Source organism: Pseudoxanthomonas sp. z9 (genome assembly GCF_006542425.1).
Classification (GTDB): Bacteria; Pseudomonadota; Gammaproteobacteria; order Xanthomonadales; family Xanthomonadaceae; genus Pseudoxanthomonas_A.
Map to the genome: position 1 here is coordinate 356,640 of NZ_VFID01000004.1, position 15,235 is coordinate 371,874.

Genomic DNA, 15,235 nt, shown 5'->3' on the forward strand with positions numbered 1-15,235 from the left:
AATCAGGTATAACCTGATTCCCCATGGAAGCAGACACAGCTCAGCTTCACCTGGTCGACACCGGCAGCGCATCCGGCCCGGCGGTCATTGCTCCGCAATCCCCCTCCCGCTTCACTCCGCGCCTGCTGTCGCTCGACGCGCATGGCCGCGTGCTGGACTGGATCAACTGGCAGGACGCGACCTGCCTGTACGCGCGCGGCGCGGTGGCCTGGACGCTCGGCGAGCCCTGCCTGCGGGTGCATGGCGGCACCAGCCGCATGACCGGCGAACAGAGCGTCATCGAGCTGCACCCCATCGTCGCTTCCCGCGGGCATGCCCGTGCACACGCGCTCTCGCCCACGCCGACGCTGACCAATACCGCGTTGTTCGCGCGCGATGCCTATCTGTGCCTGTACTGCGGCCAGGATTTCAGCCGCCAGCATTTGACCCGCGATCACGTGCTGCCGCTGTCCAAGGGCGGGCGCGACACCTGGGAGAACGTGGTCACCGCGTGCTTCCACTGCAACTCGCGCAAGAGCAACCGCACCCCGCAGCAGGCGCACATGCCGTTGCTGGCGGTGCCCTACCGGCCCAGCTGGATCGAGCATCTGATCCTGTCCAACCGCAATATCCTGGCCGACCAGATGGCCTTCCTGAAGGCCCACCTGCCCAAGAAGTCCAAGCTGTCGGCCTGAGCCCGGCCGTTCCGGCCTGCCCGGCCCCCTATGTCCGAAAGCACCCGAACGCCGCGGCCGGCAAATGAACAGGTCGTGAGTTTCGCCCGCCCGGGCCGCGTCGCTTCGCCCCGGCTTCACCCGTTCGCTTGCCCCGCCTCACACAAGGGGGGGAAAATAGCGGGCCAGATGAAATCAAGCCCATGATCGATCCCGCCCGCTACCCCCGCCTTTCCCGCATCGAGACCCCCGCCGACCTGCGTCGGTTCGAGGAGTCCGAACTGCCGGCCATCGCCGAGGAGCTGCGCGGCTACCTGATTGAATCGGTCGGCAAGAGCGGCGGCCATTTCGGCGCCGGTCTGGGCGTGATCGAACTCACCGTCGCCCTGCACTATCTGTACGAGACGCCGGTCGACCGCCTGGTCTGGGACGTCGGCCACCAGTGCTATCCGCACAAGATCCTCACCGGCCGTCGCGACCAGATCCACACGGTCAAGCAGAAGGACGGCGTCGCGCCGTTCCCCAAGCGTGAGGAAAGCGAATACGACACGTTCGGGGTCGGCCATTCTTCCACTTCGATCTCCGCCGCCCTGGGCATGGCCGTCGCACTCGCGCAGAAGGGCGACGACCGCAAGGTGGTCGCCGTGATCGGCGACGGCGCGATGACCGCGGGCATGGCCTTCGAAGCGCTCAACCATGCCGGCGGCATGGAACCCGAACCGAACCTGCTGGTGATCCTCAACGACAACCAGATGTCGATTTCGGAGAACGTCGGCGGGCTGACCAAGATGCTGGGACGGCTGAGCAGCAGCCGCACCCTCAACGCGCTGCGCGAGGGTGGCAAGAAACTGCTGGGCGACAAGAAGAAGCCGCCGGCGCGCTTCATGCGCCGCTGGGAGGAGCACTGGAAGGGCATGTTCGTGCCCTCCACGCTGTTCGAGCAGATGGGTTTCCACTACACCGGCCCGATCGATGGCCACGATGTGGAAGCGCTGGTCGGCGCGCTGAAGACGCTCAAGACACTGAAGGGTCCGCAGCTGCTGCACATCCTGACCACCAAGGGCAAGGGTTACGAACTCGCCGAGGGCGATCAGATCGGCTACCACGCGGTGGGTCCGTTCGATCCGGAAAAGGGCCTGGTCAGCAAGGCCGGCGCAAAGAAGCCGACCTATACCGACATCTTCGGTGAGTGGCTATGCGACATGGCGGCCGTCGAACCCAAACTGCTCGGCATCACGCCGGCCATGCGCGAAGGATCCGGCCTGGTGCGCTTCAGCAAGGAGTATCCGGATCGCTACTTCGACGTCGCCATTGCCGAACAGCACGCGGTGACCCTGGCCGCCGGCATGGCCTGCGAGGGCGGCAAGCCGGTGGTGGCGATCTACTCCACCTTCCTGCAGCGCGGCTACGACCAGCTCGTGCACGACGTGGCGATCCAGGATCTCGACGTCCTCTTCGCGATCGATCGCGGCGGCGTCGTGGGGCCGGATGGCGCCACCCATGCGGGCAATCTTGACCTGAGCTACCTGCGCTGCGTACCCAACATGGTGGTGATGGCGCCAGCCGACGAGAACGAATGCCGGCGCATGCTCAGCACCGGCTACCACCACACCGGTCCGGCCGCGGTGCGCTATCCGCGCGGTACCGGTCCCGGGGTGGCCGTGCAGGCCGATCTGGACACCCTGCCCATCGGCAAGGCCGAACTGCGCACGCGCGGAAACCACGTGGCCCTGCTCGCGTTCGGGTCCACCGCCGCCGCGGCCGAACAGGTCGGCCGCGAACTGGGCCTGACCGTGGTCAACATGCGCTTCGTCAAGCCGCTGGATCGTGCACTGGTGCTGGAACTGGCCTCCAGCCACCAGGGCTTCGTCACCATCGAGGACAACGTGGTGATGGGCGGTGCCGGTTCCGGCGTGGCCGAACTGCTCAATGCCGAAGGCATCGCGGTGCCGGTGCTGCACCTCGGCCTGCCCGACGAATTCCAGCACCACGCCAGCCGCGAGGATCTGCTGGCCGAAGCCGGCATCGATGCGGCGGGCATACGCGCCTCGGTGCTGCGCCGTTGGCCCCAGCTGGCGGCCAGTGCGCCGCTCAGCGCGGCAGGCTGATTCCGGGCAGGAATCGAGGCACCCGCGCGTCGGGACGCGGTTCATGGAACCCGGCCATCAACCCGGGTTCGTGATGTCCCGATAAGGCACGCTTGCCGGGTTCCCCGGACTAGTGATCGTCCCATCCCCAGTAAAGCGGGTAGTGCTCGATACGGCCCAGTCGGGCAACCGCGGCCTGTACATCGGCTCGCGCAACCAGCGCTTCCCACTGCGCATGTGACTCGACGTCACCGGGCATGGAGGCGTGCTCTTTCAGTTCCTGTATCGACAGCAGGGTTTCGGCGCGAGTATCGAGCGCCTCCAGCTGCGCGATGAGTTCGACAGCCGCCTCATCCAGCCGCCCCGTGCTCACGAGGCCATCCAGCAGGACGTCTTCTCCGTCCGCGCGATGCTTGCGCAGGTAGCCGAGTGTCCGCTCGATTCCACGCGTATCCTGCTTGAGCGTCGCGGCACACAGTTGCACGGACGCCTGCACCATCTTTCCGTAGCCACTCATCTCCCCCACCAGGGCAATCGCGGCAAGCGCGTCATCCGGCCTGCCCAGCGAGCAGTACAGTCCCCCCAGGTTGAGGACCTGGTTGACGTTGGTCTGCCCACGGTCCGGCGTACGCGCGGCCTCGGCCAGTTCGGCGACGGCCTCGTCCCAGCGTCCGAGCGCGCGCAACGCGGTACTGCGTCGGTTCTGCACCCACAGGTACTGGTCAACATCGTCGAATGGCGGCGCATCGGCGGGTGCCTCCTTCAGGCGTGCCTTGACCTCGCTGCTGAGCCGGACCACTTCGTCCCATTGGCCGACGACCAGCAACGCCCCCATCAACTCGCTGAGCGGCTCCAGCCGGCGAGGCTGTTCGGTTACCAGGCGCCGGAGCCGTTCAACGCGCCGTTGCGCAGCCTGCTCCGGAGACGGCAGACCTTCCAGTTTCGACATCACGCCATCGAAGCGGCGATCAATGCGCAGCTTGATCAGCGCCATCGCGCCATCGATGCGTTCAATCGGCCCGCGCGCCTGGATCGGCTCGCCGCGTCGCAGGTATTCCTCCGCCAGCTTGAACCAGGTGTCACTGGCCCCCAGTCCGCGCTGATTCCAGCCCGCCTCGTAAAGCGCCTTCAACAGTCCGAACTTCGCATCGGAGCCCGCCGTCGAGGCACGGAGGACTTCTGGCACCAGTTCCTCGGGATAATCGACCAGTTCATCGGGACTCTCCGCCAATGCCCGGCCCAGATAGAGTGCGGCCTGATCATTCTGTCCATTCTCCATTTCCAGCATCGACAGCATGTACCACGCGTAGCCGGAGGGCTTGATCTGGATGCTGCGCAGGAACAATGAGCGCGAGCGTTCGCCTTCGTTCTCGAATGCGGCGGCGGCCGCGGCCATGATCAGCAGGCCGTGCCGCTGCACATCAGGCAACGCTTCGAAACGCCTGTCAGCGAGAATGGTCTTAAGTTCCCGGTTCAGGCGGCGGGATTCTGAAAGCTGGAACCGCCCTGCGATGTCCTGGATGCGTTGTTGATAGGGATCCTGCAGATTGCCCGGCGCTTGGGCCGGCGAAGTCTTTCGCGTGCTTTCCCAAGCACAGGCGGTGCCTGCCATCGACAGACACAGGATCGCGGTGAGTGCCATTCCGGCAAGGCGCATGCGGTCATCCCCAGGACCGTGGACGGACGTCCATTAAACGGGAACCCGATGCAGGGAGCCAGTGCCAAAGCACTGGCGGTTATTCCGGTGCCTCGACCTGGTATCCCTTCGCCTGCAGCTTCGCCAGTGGACCATCGCTCCTGAGCAACTCGGCGATCGGCAAGGTCGCGAAAGTGGAGGCGTTGGTCCGCAGCGCATTTTCCGCGGCCTCCAGCCATTGGTCCTGCAGTGCCGCGGCGACATTGGCGATGCCGCGCTTGCGGGCGAATTCGGTTTCGGTCAGCACCTGCGCGCAGGTGCGGTTCTGATCCCCGTACGGCAAGGCGCGAAGCGCGGGAATGTCGCCGACCGCCCAAGCGTTGGCGCGGGCAGTCATCAGGGGCAGATCGTTTTCCACGCGATCCAGGGTCGCCCTGAAACATGCGCTGTCGTCCAGTTGGGTACCCGCGAATTCCCTCAGTGCCTGCCTGGGCTGTTCGACCTTGAAACTCAGCAATGGCGTGGTGACTTTCAGGCCATGCCGCTTGATGGCCTTGTCCACCACCGGACTGACAATGCCGGACTCGGCCAGTCCCGCCCGCTTGAGCGCGGCTTCGTAGAGCTCCCGCGCCGCGAAGATCGGGCGCCATTTCTCCACGCCCTTGTCCCGCCCCAGGTAGCGCGCCTTCTGGATCAACCAGCGCGCGTAGAGATCCGGGGGCAAGACTTCCCGCAGCGTCCGGTCGTCAGGATTGCGCCGGGCCTTGAGCATGGAGGGGATGAGCAGCGCGCCGCGGATGATGCCGATGTCGGCATCCACCTTGACCCGCGGCGGCTTGATGGCTTCCTGCGACGAGGCGATGACCTGTTCCACGTCACGCGACAGCCAGATCATCTGCTTGGGCAACGGCGACTGCGTACCCAGGATGTACAGCACGCGTCCGTCACGGCTGACCCGCCAGAGGCCCGGGCCCGGCTGCGCGCCGCTGACCACGACGGTGTCCATGTCGATGACCGCCCCCGAGGCCGGGGTTTCGGTGTCCTTGATGACCGGCCGTTGCGGTTGCTGGGCCAAGGCATCCCACGACCAGCAGGAAACCAGGATCAGGCCTGTGCAAATCAACAATCGCATTCCCTGCACTCACGGAAAGGCGCCAGATGCGCCGGGCGGCGATTCAGACCACGCGACCAACCGCCGGTTCCCGTGACTCAGGCGACTTTGCCGCCCGCTTCGCGCAGGTGCCGGGCGGTCTCGCTGTCGTGTTCGAGCAACTGGAAGCCCTTCCAGACGAAGCCTGGCGACACCGAGCAATCCATCAGGCTGTAGTCACCCAGGCTGCGCGCGCTCTGCCAGATGCCGGCCTTCACCACCTGGACCTGCTGTCCGCCGCGCGCGGACGTGTCGAGCTGGGCACGGCTGAGGGTGCGGTTTTCCGGATCGAACATCGACAGTTCCAGCGGACTGCCTTCGGACCAGTCCCAGATCTCGGTGGCGTCCACCCGGTGCCAGCGGCTGGTGACGCCGGCGACCAGCAGGTACTTGATGGCGGTGAGCGTCGGCCGCTCGATGCCATTGACCTCGGTGCGCTTGGTCGATTCGAAGATGCGACGGTAATACCCGCCCTCCGGGTGGGGAGCCAGGTCCAGCGACTGGATCAACTCTTCGGCGCGCGGGTGCATGAAGGAATACTAAACATGAGCATGGGGGGCACCGCAAGGTGGCCCGCAACAGGCCGGCACGAAAAAGCCCGCGCGCGGCGGGCTTTTTCGTCTCTTGCGAGTTGGTCGGGGTAGCCGGATTCGAACCGACGACCACCAGTCCCCCAGACTGGTGCGCTACCAGGCTGCGCTATACCCCGAATCCTGGAAAACGTCCGCCTTGCGGGCGGTCGCTGATTATAGCGGCAACGCGCCCGGCTTTCCTAGGCGCGTCCGCGGAAGGGCTCAGCGGCGAAGCAGCTGCAGGATTTCTTCCAGCTCCATCCGCACCTGGCGGACGATCTGGTTGCTCAGCGCCGATTCCTGCTTGGCACCCTCGCCTTCCAGCCGCAGACGCGCGCCGCCGATGGTGTAGCCCTGTTCGTACAGCAGGCTGCGGATCTGCCGCACCATCAGCACGTCGTGGCGCTGGTAGTAGCGACGGTTGCCTCGGCGCTTGGCCGGTTCGAGACTGGGGAATTCCGTTTCCCAGTAGCGCAGCACGTGCGGTTTGACGTCGCACAGCTCACTGACCTCACCGATGGTGAAGTAGCGCTTCGCCGGAATCGGCGGTAGCTCGCGATTACTGCCCGGATCCAGCATAGGCTTCCACACGCTCCTTGAGTTTCTGCCCCGGCCGGAACGTCACCACGGTCCGCGCCGAAATGGGGATCTCCTCCCCGGTCTTGGGATTGCGGCCCGGCCGCTGGTTCTTGCGGCGCAGATCGAAGTTGCCGAAGCCGGACAGCTTGACCTGCCGCCCCTGCTCCAGGGCATCGCGCAGCACGTCGAAATACGCGTCCACGAACTCCTTGGCCTCGCGCTTGTTGAGGCCCACTTCGTCGAACAGCCGTTCGGCCATCTCGGCCTTGGTCAGCGCCATTTCTGCCTGTCCCCTATTTCCGTTCCAGTCCTGCGATTGCCTTCGCGCCGTTCATCCGCGGATCTTCGCCCCGTGGGCCGCCTCGATGGCGGCCACGACGCCTGCGACCACGGTTTCCACGTCGCGGTCGGTCAGAGTGCGTGAGTTGTCCTGCAAAATCAAGCCCATAGCGAGACTCTTTTGACCGGATTCGACGCCCTGGCCGACGTAGCGATCGAACAGCTGGACATCCCGCAACAGCGGGCCCGCGGCCTGCCGCGCGGTCTGGCGCAGGGCATCCCACGGGACCTGGTCCGCGACGACGAACGCGAGATCCCGGCGGACGGACGGAAACCGGGACAGCTCCGATGCGCGCGCGACCGCGCGTTCAGCAAGCGGCGCGAGATCCACTTCGAAGGCCACCACGTCCACGTCAAGGTCCAGCAATCGCTGGAGGCGCGGATGCAACTGGCCGATCCAGCCGATGCGCCGACCCTCCCGATGGATATCCGCCGAGCGCCCCGGATGGCCGTACGGCGCGGTGGACGGCCGATACTCGAGCACCGCCCCGGCCGCAGCCGCGAGGCTCTCCAGATCACCCTTCAGGTCATGGAAATCGACCTTGCGCGCGGGCTTTTCACCCCACTGCTCGGCATGGGCGTCACCACAGGCCGCGGCGGCGATGCGCAGGGTTTCCAGAGGAGGCTCGCCCGCCCTGGCGGCATGGAACACGTTGCCCAGCTCGAACAGGCGCACGCGCCCGGCCTGGCGTGCGACGTTGCGGCCCAGCGTGGACACCAGACCGGGCAGCAACTGCGTGCGCATCACGCCCAACTCCGCGCTCAGCGGATTGGCCAGCGGCACGGCACCCTCGGCCACCTGCCAATGCGCCAGCCACGATGCGTCGACGAAGGCATAGTTGACCGTTTCCAGATACTCGCGCGCGGCCAGCTGGCGGCGCACGGTCGATGGTTCGACGCGCGTCTCGGTCTGCACCGCGACGCGGGTGGCGCCGCCGGGCAACGTGGTCGGAATGCGCTCGTAGCCATGGATGCGCGCCAACTCCTCGATCAGATCCTCTTCGATCGCGATGTCGAAGCGACGGCTCGGCGGAACCACCCGCCAGCCTTCGCCATCACGCGACACCTGCATGCCCAGCGCCTGCAGGATGCGTTCGATTTCGGTATCGGCGATATCGATGCCCAGCACGCGCGCGACGCGGGCGCGGCGCAGGCCGATGGCTTTCGGCGCCGACAGGTGTTGCGGCAGCACGGCCTCGGTCACGGGGCCTGGCACGCCGCCACCGACGGCCAGGATCAGCCGGGTCGCATACTCCACGGCGATGCGCGGCAATTCGGGATCGACGCCCCGCTCGAAACGGTGACCGGCATCGGTGTGCATGCCCAGTCGGCGGCTGCGGCCGATGATGGCCGACGGAATCCAGTGCGCCGCTTCCAGGAACACGTTGCGGGTAGTGTCGGTGACGCGGGTGTCGTATCCGCCCATGATGCCGCCAAGCGCCACGGCACGCGCGGCCTTGCCGCCCTGGCTGTCGGAAACAACCAGGAATTCCTCATCGACGGTCACGGTGCGGCCATCGAGCAACTTGATCTGCTCTCCCGCACGTGCCGGCCGCACGACAACCGTGCCGTCCAGCAGATCCTGATCGAAGGCGTGCATGGGCTGGCCCAGCTCCAGCATCACGTACTGGGTGACATCCACCAGCAGGCTGATCGGGCGCACACCGGCGCGGCGCAGGCGTTCGGCCATCCAGACCGGCGTGGGCGCGGTGGCGTCGACACCAGATATCACCCGGCCAGCGAAACGCGGCACCCGCTCGCCGGCTTCCAGTTCGACCACCCGCGCCGCATCGTCCCGGGCGGGAACGGGATCGGTATCCAGCGGCTTGACCTGGCTGCCGACCGCGGCGGCCACGTCATAGGCGATGCCGCGAACGCTGAAGCAATCCGCGCGATTGGGCGTCAACTTGATTTCGATACTGGCGTCCGGCAGGCCCAGGTAATCGCCAATGGCCGCACCGACGGGCGCGTCATCCGGCAGTTCCAGGAGACCGGAAGCATCGGCGTCGATGCCCAGTTCCTTGGCCGAGCAGAGCATGCCGTTGGATTCAACGCCACGCAGCTTGGCGGCCTTGATGGCGATGCCGCCGACGTTGGCGCCGATCATGGCCAGCGGAGCGACCAGTCCCGGGCGCGCATTCGGCGCACCGCACACGATCTGCAGGAGCGCGCCCTGCCCGGCGTCTACCTGGCAGATCTGCAGGCGATCCGCTTCCGGATGCCGTGCGCATTCGACGATGCGTGCCACCACGACGCCGGCCAGACCGTCGCCCAGCGCGGTCACTTCCTCGACTTCCAGGCCGATCGCGGTCAGTACCGCCGACAGTTCGTCGCGGGTGGCCTGGGTGGGAACGTGGCTGCGCAGCCAGTTTTCGCTGAATTTCATCGTGTCACCGTAGGGTGGGCCTCGGCCCACCATTGCCATCTGTCCATTGTCGGCGGCGGGCCGGAGCATCGCCGCATCATTGCTTCCACAGCGGCGGGCCGAGGCCCGCCTTACGCAAACTGTCGCAGGAACCTGACGTCATTGTCGAAGAACGCGCGCAGGTCGTTGACGCCGTAGCGCAGCATCGCGAAACGCTCCACGCCCATGCCGAACGCAAAGCCGGTGTAGCGCTCGGGATCGATGCCGCAGTTGCGCAGCACGTTCGGATGGACCATGCCGCAGCCGAGTACCTCCAGCCAGCGCGTGCTGCCATCGGGCTGCTGCCAGGCGATGTCGACTTCCGCGCCCGGCTCCACGAACGGGAAGTAGCTCGGCCGGAAACGCATCTCGAAATCGCGCTCGAAGAACGCGCGCACGAATTCGGCCAGGGTGCCCTTCAGGTCGGCGAAGGTGGAATGCTCGTCGACCAGCAGGCCTTCCACCTGGTGGAACATCGGCGAATGGGTCTGGTCGCTGTCGCTGCGATAGACCTTGCCTGCGGCAATCATGCGCAGCGGCGGCTGGTGGCCGGCCTTCAGCAGGTTGTCCATGTAGCGGACCTGCACGCCCGAGGTATGGGTGCGCAACAGGCGACCGTCACCGAAATAGAAGGTGTCGTGCATGGCGCGCGCCGGATGGTGCAGCGGGAAGTTCAGCGCCTCGAAGTTGTGCCAGTCGTCCTCGATCTCCGGACCGTCCGCCAGTTCATAGCCCAAGCGCCCGAAGATGTCGGCGATGCGTTCCAGCGTGCGGCTGATCGGATGCAGGCCGCCACGGAAACCGTTGCGCCCCGGCAAGGTGACGTCGATGGTTTCGCTGGACAGGCGCGCATCCAATACCGCGTCTTCCAGCAGCGTCCTGCGCGCCGCGAGGGCCTCGCCGATGGCGTCGCGGACGCGGTTGATGGCTTCGCCGGCGCTCTTGCGCTGGTCGGGCGGCAGGGTACCCAGCTGCTTCAGTTGCGCGGTGACGCTGCCGCTCTTGCCCAGCAGCGTGACGCGCAGGTGCTCCAGCGTGTCCGGCGTCTGCGCCGCGGCGATATCGGCCAGGGCCTGAGTGGACAGGGATTCGATGTCGCTCATGGATCGTCCAGATGAGGTTCGGCTTGTCCGGGTCCCGGAATCGAATCCGGGGCCACAAAAAACAATGGGGAAGGACTCGCGCCCTTCCCCACGTGTTCGGCGATGCACTGCCGGTACTGCGTTTACGGTGGAGATCGCAGCTTAGGCTGCGAGTGCGCCCTTTGCCTTTTCAGCCAGGGCCGCAAAACCCGTCGCATCGTGCACGGCGATGTCCGCCAGCACCTTGCGGTCCAGGGTGATGCCGGCCTTCTGCAGGCCGTTCATGAAGCGGCTGTAGCTCAGGCCGTTGATGCGGGCCGCCGCGTTGATGCGGGTGATCCACAGCGAACGGAAGTTGCGCTTCTTCTGCTTGCGGCCGATGTAGGCGTACTGCTGCGCCTTGATGACCGCCTGCTTGGCGACGCGGAACACCTTGCGACGGGCGTTGTAGTAGCCCTTGGCCAGGTGGAGGACTTTCTTGTGACGGCGACGCGCCATCACGCCACGCTTAACTCGTGCCATGGTTCAGTCCTCAGAGGTAGGGAAGCATGCGGTCCAGACGGCTGCTGTCCTCGGCGCGAACGATGTTCGTCGCACGCAGGCCACGCTTACGCTTGGTCGCTTTCTTGGTGAGGATGTGGCTACGGTTGGCGTGGCCAGCCTTGTACTTGCCGGAGGCGGTCTTGCGGAAACGCTTGGCCGCCGCCCGGTGGGTCTTGATCTTGGGCATTGCGATGTCCTTGATGGGTTTATGTCACTGACCTGGGCGGCGGCACCTCGTGCCACGCTTTCCATCCATGCCCCAGTCGGCTTGTAAGCCATTGATTCCAAATGGAATAAACGGCGGGTCCTGGGCTGCGAGCAGCCAATCCCGGAGAACCGGGCCGCACATTATGCCGGGACTTGGTTTCCCTTGCAAATCAGCGGGTTCGGCCGCGCCTTCGGCCCGCGCCACCTGCCGGTTCCGCACCCGCGCGTGCAGGAACTCGCCGCCCGGCGGCCGGTCCAAGCCGGCCTCATCCCTGGAGCGGCCATCTTGCAGACCGTCCCCCGAACGCCGGGCCCTCGCGCCCTGGCCTGGCTGAAGAAGGAAGCCCTGCCTGTGCTGGCCATGCTCGGCCTGCTCCTTGCCGCCCGCGACACCCTGGCCAACCACTACAGCGTACCCAGCGGGTCGATGCAGCCGACCCTGCAACCGGGCGACCGGGTGGTGGTGGACATGCGCGCCTATGGCCTGCGCCTGCCGTTCACCTCGCACACGCTGCTGGCCGCGGCGGGTACTCCGCAGCGCGGCGACGTGGCCGTGTTCGACTCCCCGGCGGACGGCACGCGCCTGATCAAGCGCGTGGCGGCGGTGGCCGGTGACCGCGTGGACCTGCGGGACGGCCATCTGAGCATCAACGGCCGCCCGCTGCGGCTCGACGGCGCCATGCCCCGTGAGGATTTCGGCACCCGCGCCGCCCGCCTCGATCTCGATCTTGGCGGCGGCCCCGACATCCACGGCATGGTGGTGCCGGCTGGCAAGCTGCTGGTACTTGGCGATCACCGCGGCAACAGTCTCGATGGCCGCTTCTTCGGCTTCGTCGACGCCGACAAGGTCTATGGCCGCGCGGTGGCGGTGTATTACCGCCGTGGCGACGGATTCGGCTGGCGGCAGCTGTAGCAACGCGCCTCCGCCGCACTTCCGCCACGGAAACGAGAAGAGCGCCTTGCGGCGCTCTTTTCTCCTTCTCCACGTATGGGAGAAGGAAACGACGGCATGTCCTTCGCGCCCACGGCGCGGAAGGTCACTTCTTCTTGGGAGCGATCATCATCACCATCTGCCGGCCTTCCAGGCGCGGACGCGATTCGATGACGATCTCGTCGCCCAGTTCGGCCTCGATGCGCGCGGCCATTTCACGTCCCAGTTCCTGGTGGCTCATCTCGCGGCCACGGAAGCGGATGTTGACCTTGACCTTGTCGCCCTCTTCCAGGAAGCGGCGGATGTTGCGCATCTTGATCTGGTAGTCGCCTTCGTCGGTGACCGGCCGGAACTTGAGTTCCTTGATCTCGACCTGCTTCTGCTTCTTCTTGGCCTCGTTCGCCTTCTTCTGCTGCTCGAACTTGAACTTGCCGAAGTCCATGATCTTGCAGACGGGCGGTTCGGCATTGGGCTGGATCTCGACCAGATCCAGGCCTTCTTCCTCGGCCATCGACAATGCCTCGTCGCGCGTGAGCACGCCGATCATTTCGCCATCGGAACCGATCACGCGTACGCGCGGCACGCGGATTTCGTGGTTCTTGCGGTTTTGCTTGTTGTCAGGGGTGCTGATGTTGCGGTCTCCAGAGAGAATCATGCCGGCCCCAACCGGGGCCGGACCCTTTACGCGCCCTCGCTGCGCAGGCGCTCGGCGAAGTCGGCCACGGACATTGTGCCCAAATCCTCACCTGAACGCGTGCGCACGGCAACGGCGCCATTTTCCTTCTCGCGGTCTCCGACCACGAGCAGGTACGGGACCCGCTGCAGGGTGTGCTCGCGGATCTTAAAGCCGATTTTTTCGTTCCGCAAATCGGCCGTCACCCGGAAGCCTTGATTTGCAAGGGTTTTCCGGACCTCGTCCACATAATCGGCCTGGGCGTCGGTAATGTTCATCACGACGGCCTGCTGGGGGGACAGCCAGGCTGGGAAGGCCCCGGCGTGGTGCTCGATCAGGATGCCGATGAAGCGCTCCATGGACCCCACGATGGCGCGGTGCAGCATGACCGGATGGCGGCGCTGGCTGTTCTCGTCCACGTACTCGGCGCCCAGCCGTCCCGGCATCATGAAATCCACCTGCATCGTGCCCAGCTGCCAGGTCCGGCCGATCGCGTCCTTGAGGTGGTACTCGATCTTGGGGCCATAGAAGGCGCCCTCGCCCGGCAGTTCCTTCCACTCCACCCCGCAGTTGCGCAGGGCCGCCCGCAGGGCGTCCTCGGCCTTGTCCCAGGTGGCGTCGTCGCCCAGACGCTTCTCCGGCCGCAGGGCGATCTTGATCTGGATCTCGTCGAAGCCGAAATGCCGGTAGACCGCCAGCGCCTGCTGGTGGAAGGCGGTCACTTCGGACTCGATCTGCTCTTCCGTGCAGAAGACGTGGCCGTCGTCCTGGGTGAAGCCGCGCACGCGCAGGATGCCGTGCAGGGCGCCGGACGGCTCGTTGCGGTGGCAGGAGCCGAACTCGCCATAGCGGATTGGCAGGTCGCGGTAGCTGTGCAGGCCCTGGTTGAACACCTGGACATGGCCCGGGCAATTCATCGGCTTGACCGCGTACGTGCGCTTCTCCGACTCGGTGAAGAACATGTTCTCCTGGTAGTTGTCCCAGTGACCCGACTTCTGCCACAGCGACACGTCCAGGATCTGCGGGCAGCGCACTTCGCCGTAGCCGCTGTCGCGATAGACCTTGCGCATGTACTGCTCGACCACCTGCCAGATGGCCCAACCCTTCGGGTGCCAGAACACCAGGCCAGGCGCCTCTTCCTGCAGGTGGAACAGGTTCTGCTGCTTGCCGATGCGGCGGTGGTCGCGCTTCTCGGCTTCCTCCATCCGGGTGATGTAGGCGTCGAGCTGCTTCTTGTCGGCCCAGGCCGTGCCATAGATACGCTGCAGCTGCTCGTTCTTGGCGTCGCCGCGCCAGTAGGCGCCGGAGATGCGGGTGAGCTTGAACGCCTTCAGGAAGCGCGTGTTGGGCACGTGCGGGCCGCGGCACATGTCCACGTACTCCTGGTGGTAGTACAGGCCCATCGCCTTTTCTTCCGGCATGTCGTCGATCAGGCGCAGCTTGTAGTCCTCGCCGCGCGACTTGAAGACCTGGATGACCTCCTCGCGCGGCGTCATTTTCTTGATGACGTCGTAGTCCTGCGCGATCAGGTCCTGCATGCGCTGCTCGATCGCGGCCATGTCTTCCGGCGTGAACGGGCGTTCGCTGTAGATGTCGTAGTAGAAGCCTTCGGCGATGACCGGGCCGATGACCATCTTCACTTCCGGATACAGCTGCTTGACTGCGTGGCCGACCAGGTGCGCGCAGGAGTGACGGATGATCTCCAGGCCTTCCTCGTCCTTGGGGGTGATGATGCGCAGGCTGGCGTCGTGATCGATGACGTCGCCGGCGTCGACCAGACGGCCGTCGACCGCGCCGGCCAGGGTCGCCTTGGCCAGGCCGGCGCCGATGGACTGGGCCACCTGCATGACGGAAACAGGTTGTTCGAACTGGCGGCTGCTGCCGTCGGGAAGCGTGATCGTGATCATGGGTTGAAAGCCGGGATTCGGGATTCTGGGATTCGGGATTTGGCGGAAGCGGGAGGATTCGGCTATCGAATCCCCAATCCCGACTCCCCAATCCCGTTGCGCAAGCAACAAAAAAGCGCCACGAGGGCGCCTACAGGATGCAGTGCCTCGGGCAGTACCGGATTCAGGCGGTGGTAGTGCTCATGTCGCACGCTCGGCCAGCGTTTCCGCGGGCCACCTCGTGATGTCGGAGTGGCGCGCAAAGGGAAACTTGAATTCCACGCTCTGGAAGCGTGGTGGGCGGTACAGGGTTCGAACCTGTGACCCCTACCATGTCAAGGTAGTGCTCTACCGCTGAGCTAACCGCCCGGTCTGCCCTTTGCAGGGGCGCGAATTCTAGCCCGGAAACCGGTGCGCCGACAACCATGTCTTCACCGGATCGCGCGAAACGCCCGCGCCGCTTCGGCGCGGCCCGGCAGTGCCGGGGGCCGGG

The 15,235-nt window shown here is 65.8% G+C and carries 14 protein-coding genes and 2 tRNA genes; 3 read left to right on the top strand and 13 right to left on the bottom strand.

What is annotated here, in order from left to right; translation table 11 throughout:
• Positions 1-23 precede the first annotated feature (23 nt).
• Together FG323_RS06190 and dxs are read left to right on the top strand one after the other, a co-directional pair.
• Positions 24-674, top strand: coding sequence for an HNH endonuclease (locus FG323_RS06190; RefSeq protein ID WP_141453650.1), 651 nt, complete (start codon positions 24-26; stop codon positions 672-674).
• Positions 675-856: 182 nt separating this feature from the next.
• Positions 857-2,761, top strand: coding sequence for a 1-deoxy-D-xylulose-5-phosphate synthase (gene dxs, locus FG323_RS06195; RefSeq protein ID WP_141453651.1), 1,905 nt, complete (start codon positions 857-859; stop codon positions 2,759-2,761).
• Between the two features lie 109 nt (positions 2,762-2,870).
• Here dxs and FG323_RS06200 read toward each other — a convergent pair whose 3' ends face one another.
• The 10 genes from FG323_RS06200 to rpmI all read right to left on the bottom strand — a co-directional run bounded on the left by FG323_RS06200 (position 2,871) and on the right by rpmI (position 11,232).
• On the bottom strand, positions 2,871-4,397 hold the full coding sequence (locus tag FG323_RS06200; protein ID WP_141453652.1) for an SDR family oxidoreductase: 1,527 nt from the start codon (positions 4,395-4,397) through the stop codon (positions 2,871-2,873).
• 79 nt (positions 4,398-4,476) lie between these two features.
• On the bottom strand, positions 4,477-5,502 hold the full coding sequence (locus FG323_RS06205; protein ID WP_255470061.1) for a TraB/GumN family protein: 1,026 nt from the start codon (positions 5,500-5,502) through the stop codon (positions 4,477-4,479).
• Between the two features lie 83 nt (positions 5,503-5,585).
• Positions 5,586-6,056, bottom strand: coding sequence for a cupin domain-containing protein (locus FG323_RS06210; RefSeq protein ID WP_141453654.1), 471 nt, complete (start codon positions 6,054-6,056; stop codon positions 5,586-5,588).
• A gap of 102 nt (positions 6,057-6,158) precedes the next feature.
• A tRNA-Pro gene (locus FG323_RS06215) sits at positions 6,159-6,235 on the bottom strand.
• 85 nt (positions 6,236-6,320) lie between these two features.
• Positions 6,321-6,677: a MerR family transcriptional regulator gene (locus tag FG323_RS06220; RefSeq protein WP_079723142.1), complete on the bottom strand. Its 357-nt coding sequence runs from the start codon at positions 6,675-6,677 to the stop codon at positions 6,321-6,323.
• Positions 6,658-6,957, bottom strand: a complete 300-nt coding sequence (locus FG323_RS06225; protein WP_097121753.1) for an integration host factor subunit alpha — start codon at positions 6,955-6,957, stop codon at positions 6,658-6,660. The genes FG323_RS06220 and FG323_RS06225 overlap by 20 nt, the downstream gene beginning before the upstream one ends.
• Positions 6,958-7,008: 51 nt before the next feature.
• Positions 7,009-9,402, bottom strand: coding sequence for a phenylalanine--tRNA ligase subunit beta (gene pheT, locus FG323_RS06230; protein WP_141453655.1), 2,394 nt, complete (start codon positions 9,400-9,402; stop codon positions 7,009-7,011).
• A 110-nt stretch (positions 9,403-9,512) separates the two neighbouring features.
• Positions 9,513-10,523 carry a phenylalanine--tRNA ligase subunit alpha gene (gene pheS, locus FG323_RS06235; protein WP_141453656.1) on the bottom strand — a complete coding sequence of 337 codons (1,011 nt, stop codon included), beginning with the start codon at positions 10,521-10,523 and terminating at the stop codon, positions 9,513-9,515.
• A gap of 141 nt (positions 10,524-10,664) precedes the next feature.
• Positions 10,665-11,024, bottom strand: coding sequence for a 50S ribosomal protein L20 (rplT, locus tag FG323_RS06240; RefSeq protein WP_141453657.1), 360 nt, complete (start codon positions 11,022-11,024; stop codon positions 10,665-10,667).
• A 10-nt stretch (positions 11,025-11,034) separates the two neighbouring features.
• Positions 11,035-11,232, bottom strand: coding sequence for a 50S ribosomal protein L35 (gene rpmI / locus FG323_RS06245; protein WP_141453658.1), 198 nt, complete (start codon positions 11,230-11,232; stop codon positions 11,035-11,037).
• Between the two features lie 306 nt (positions 11,233-11,538).
• On the opposite strand from rpmI, the gene lepB reads away from it, so the two are divergent.
• Positions 11,539-12,165 (top strand): signal peptidase I, encoded by a 627-nt coding sequence (lepB, locus tag FG323_RS06250; protein ID WP_255470062.1) that lies wholly within the window; start codon positions 11,539-11,541, stop codon positions 12,163-12,165.
• A gap of 124 nt (positions 12,166-12,289) precedes the next feature.
• Here the strand turns inward: lepB and infC are convergent, their stop codons facing one another.
• The 3 genes from infC to FG323_RS06265 all read right to left on the bottom strand — a co-directional run bounded on the left by infC (position 12,290) and on the right by FG323_RS06265 (position 15,111).
• The gene (infC, locus tag FG323_RS06255) at positions 12,290-12,838 is read right to left on the bottom strand and encodes a translation initiation factor IF-3 (protein WP_141453659.1); all 549 of its coding nucleotides are present in this window, start codon (positions 12,836-12,838) and stop codon (positions 12,290-12,292) included.
• A 26-nt stretch (positions 12,839-12,864) separates the two neighbouring features.
• Entirely contained in the window at positions 12,865-14,763 is a 1,899-nt protein-coding gene (thrS, locus tag FG323_RS06260) for a threonine--tRNA ligase (RefSeq protein ID WP_141453660.1), read from the bottom strand.
• Positions 14,764-15,036: 273 nt separating this feature from the next.
• Positions 15,037-15,111, bottom strand: a tRNA-Val gene (locus FG323_RS06265).
• Positions 15,112-15,235: the final 124 nt, after the last annotated feature.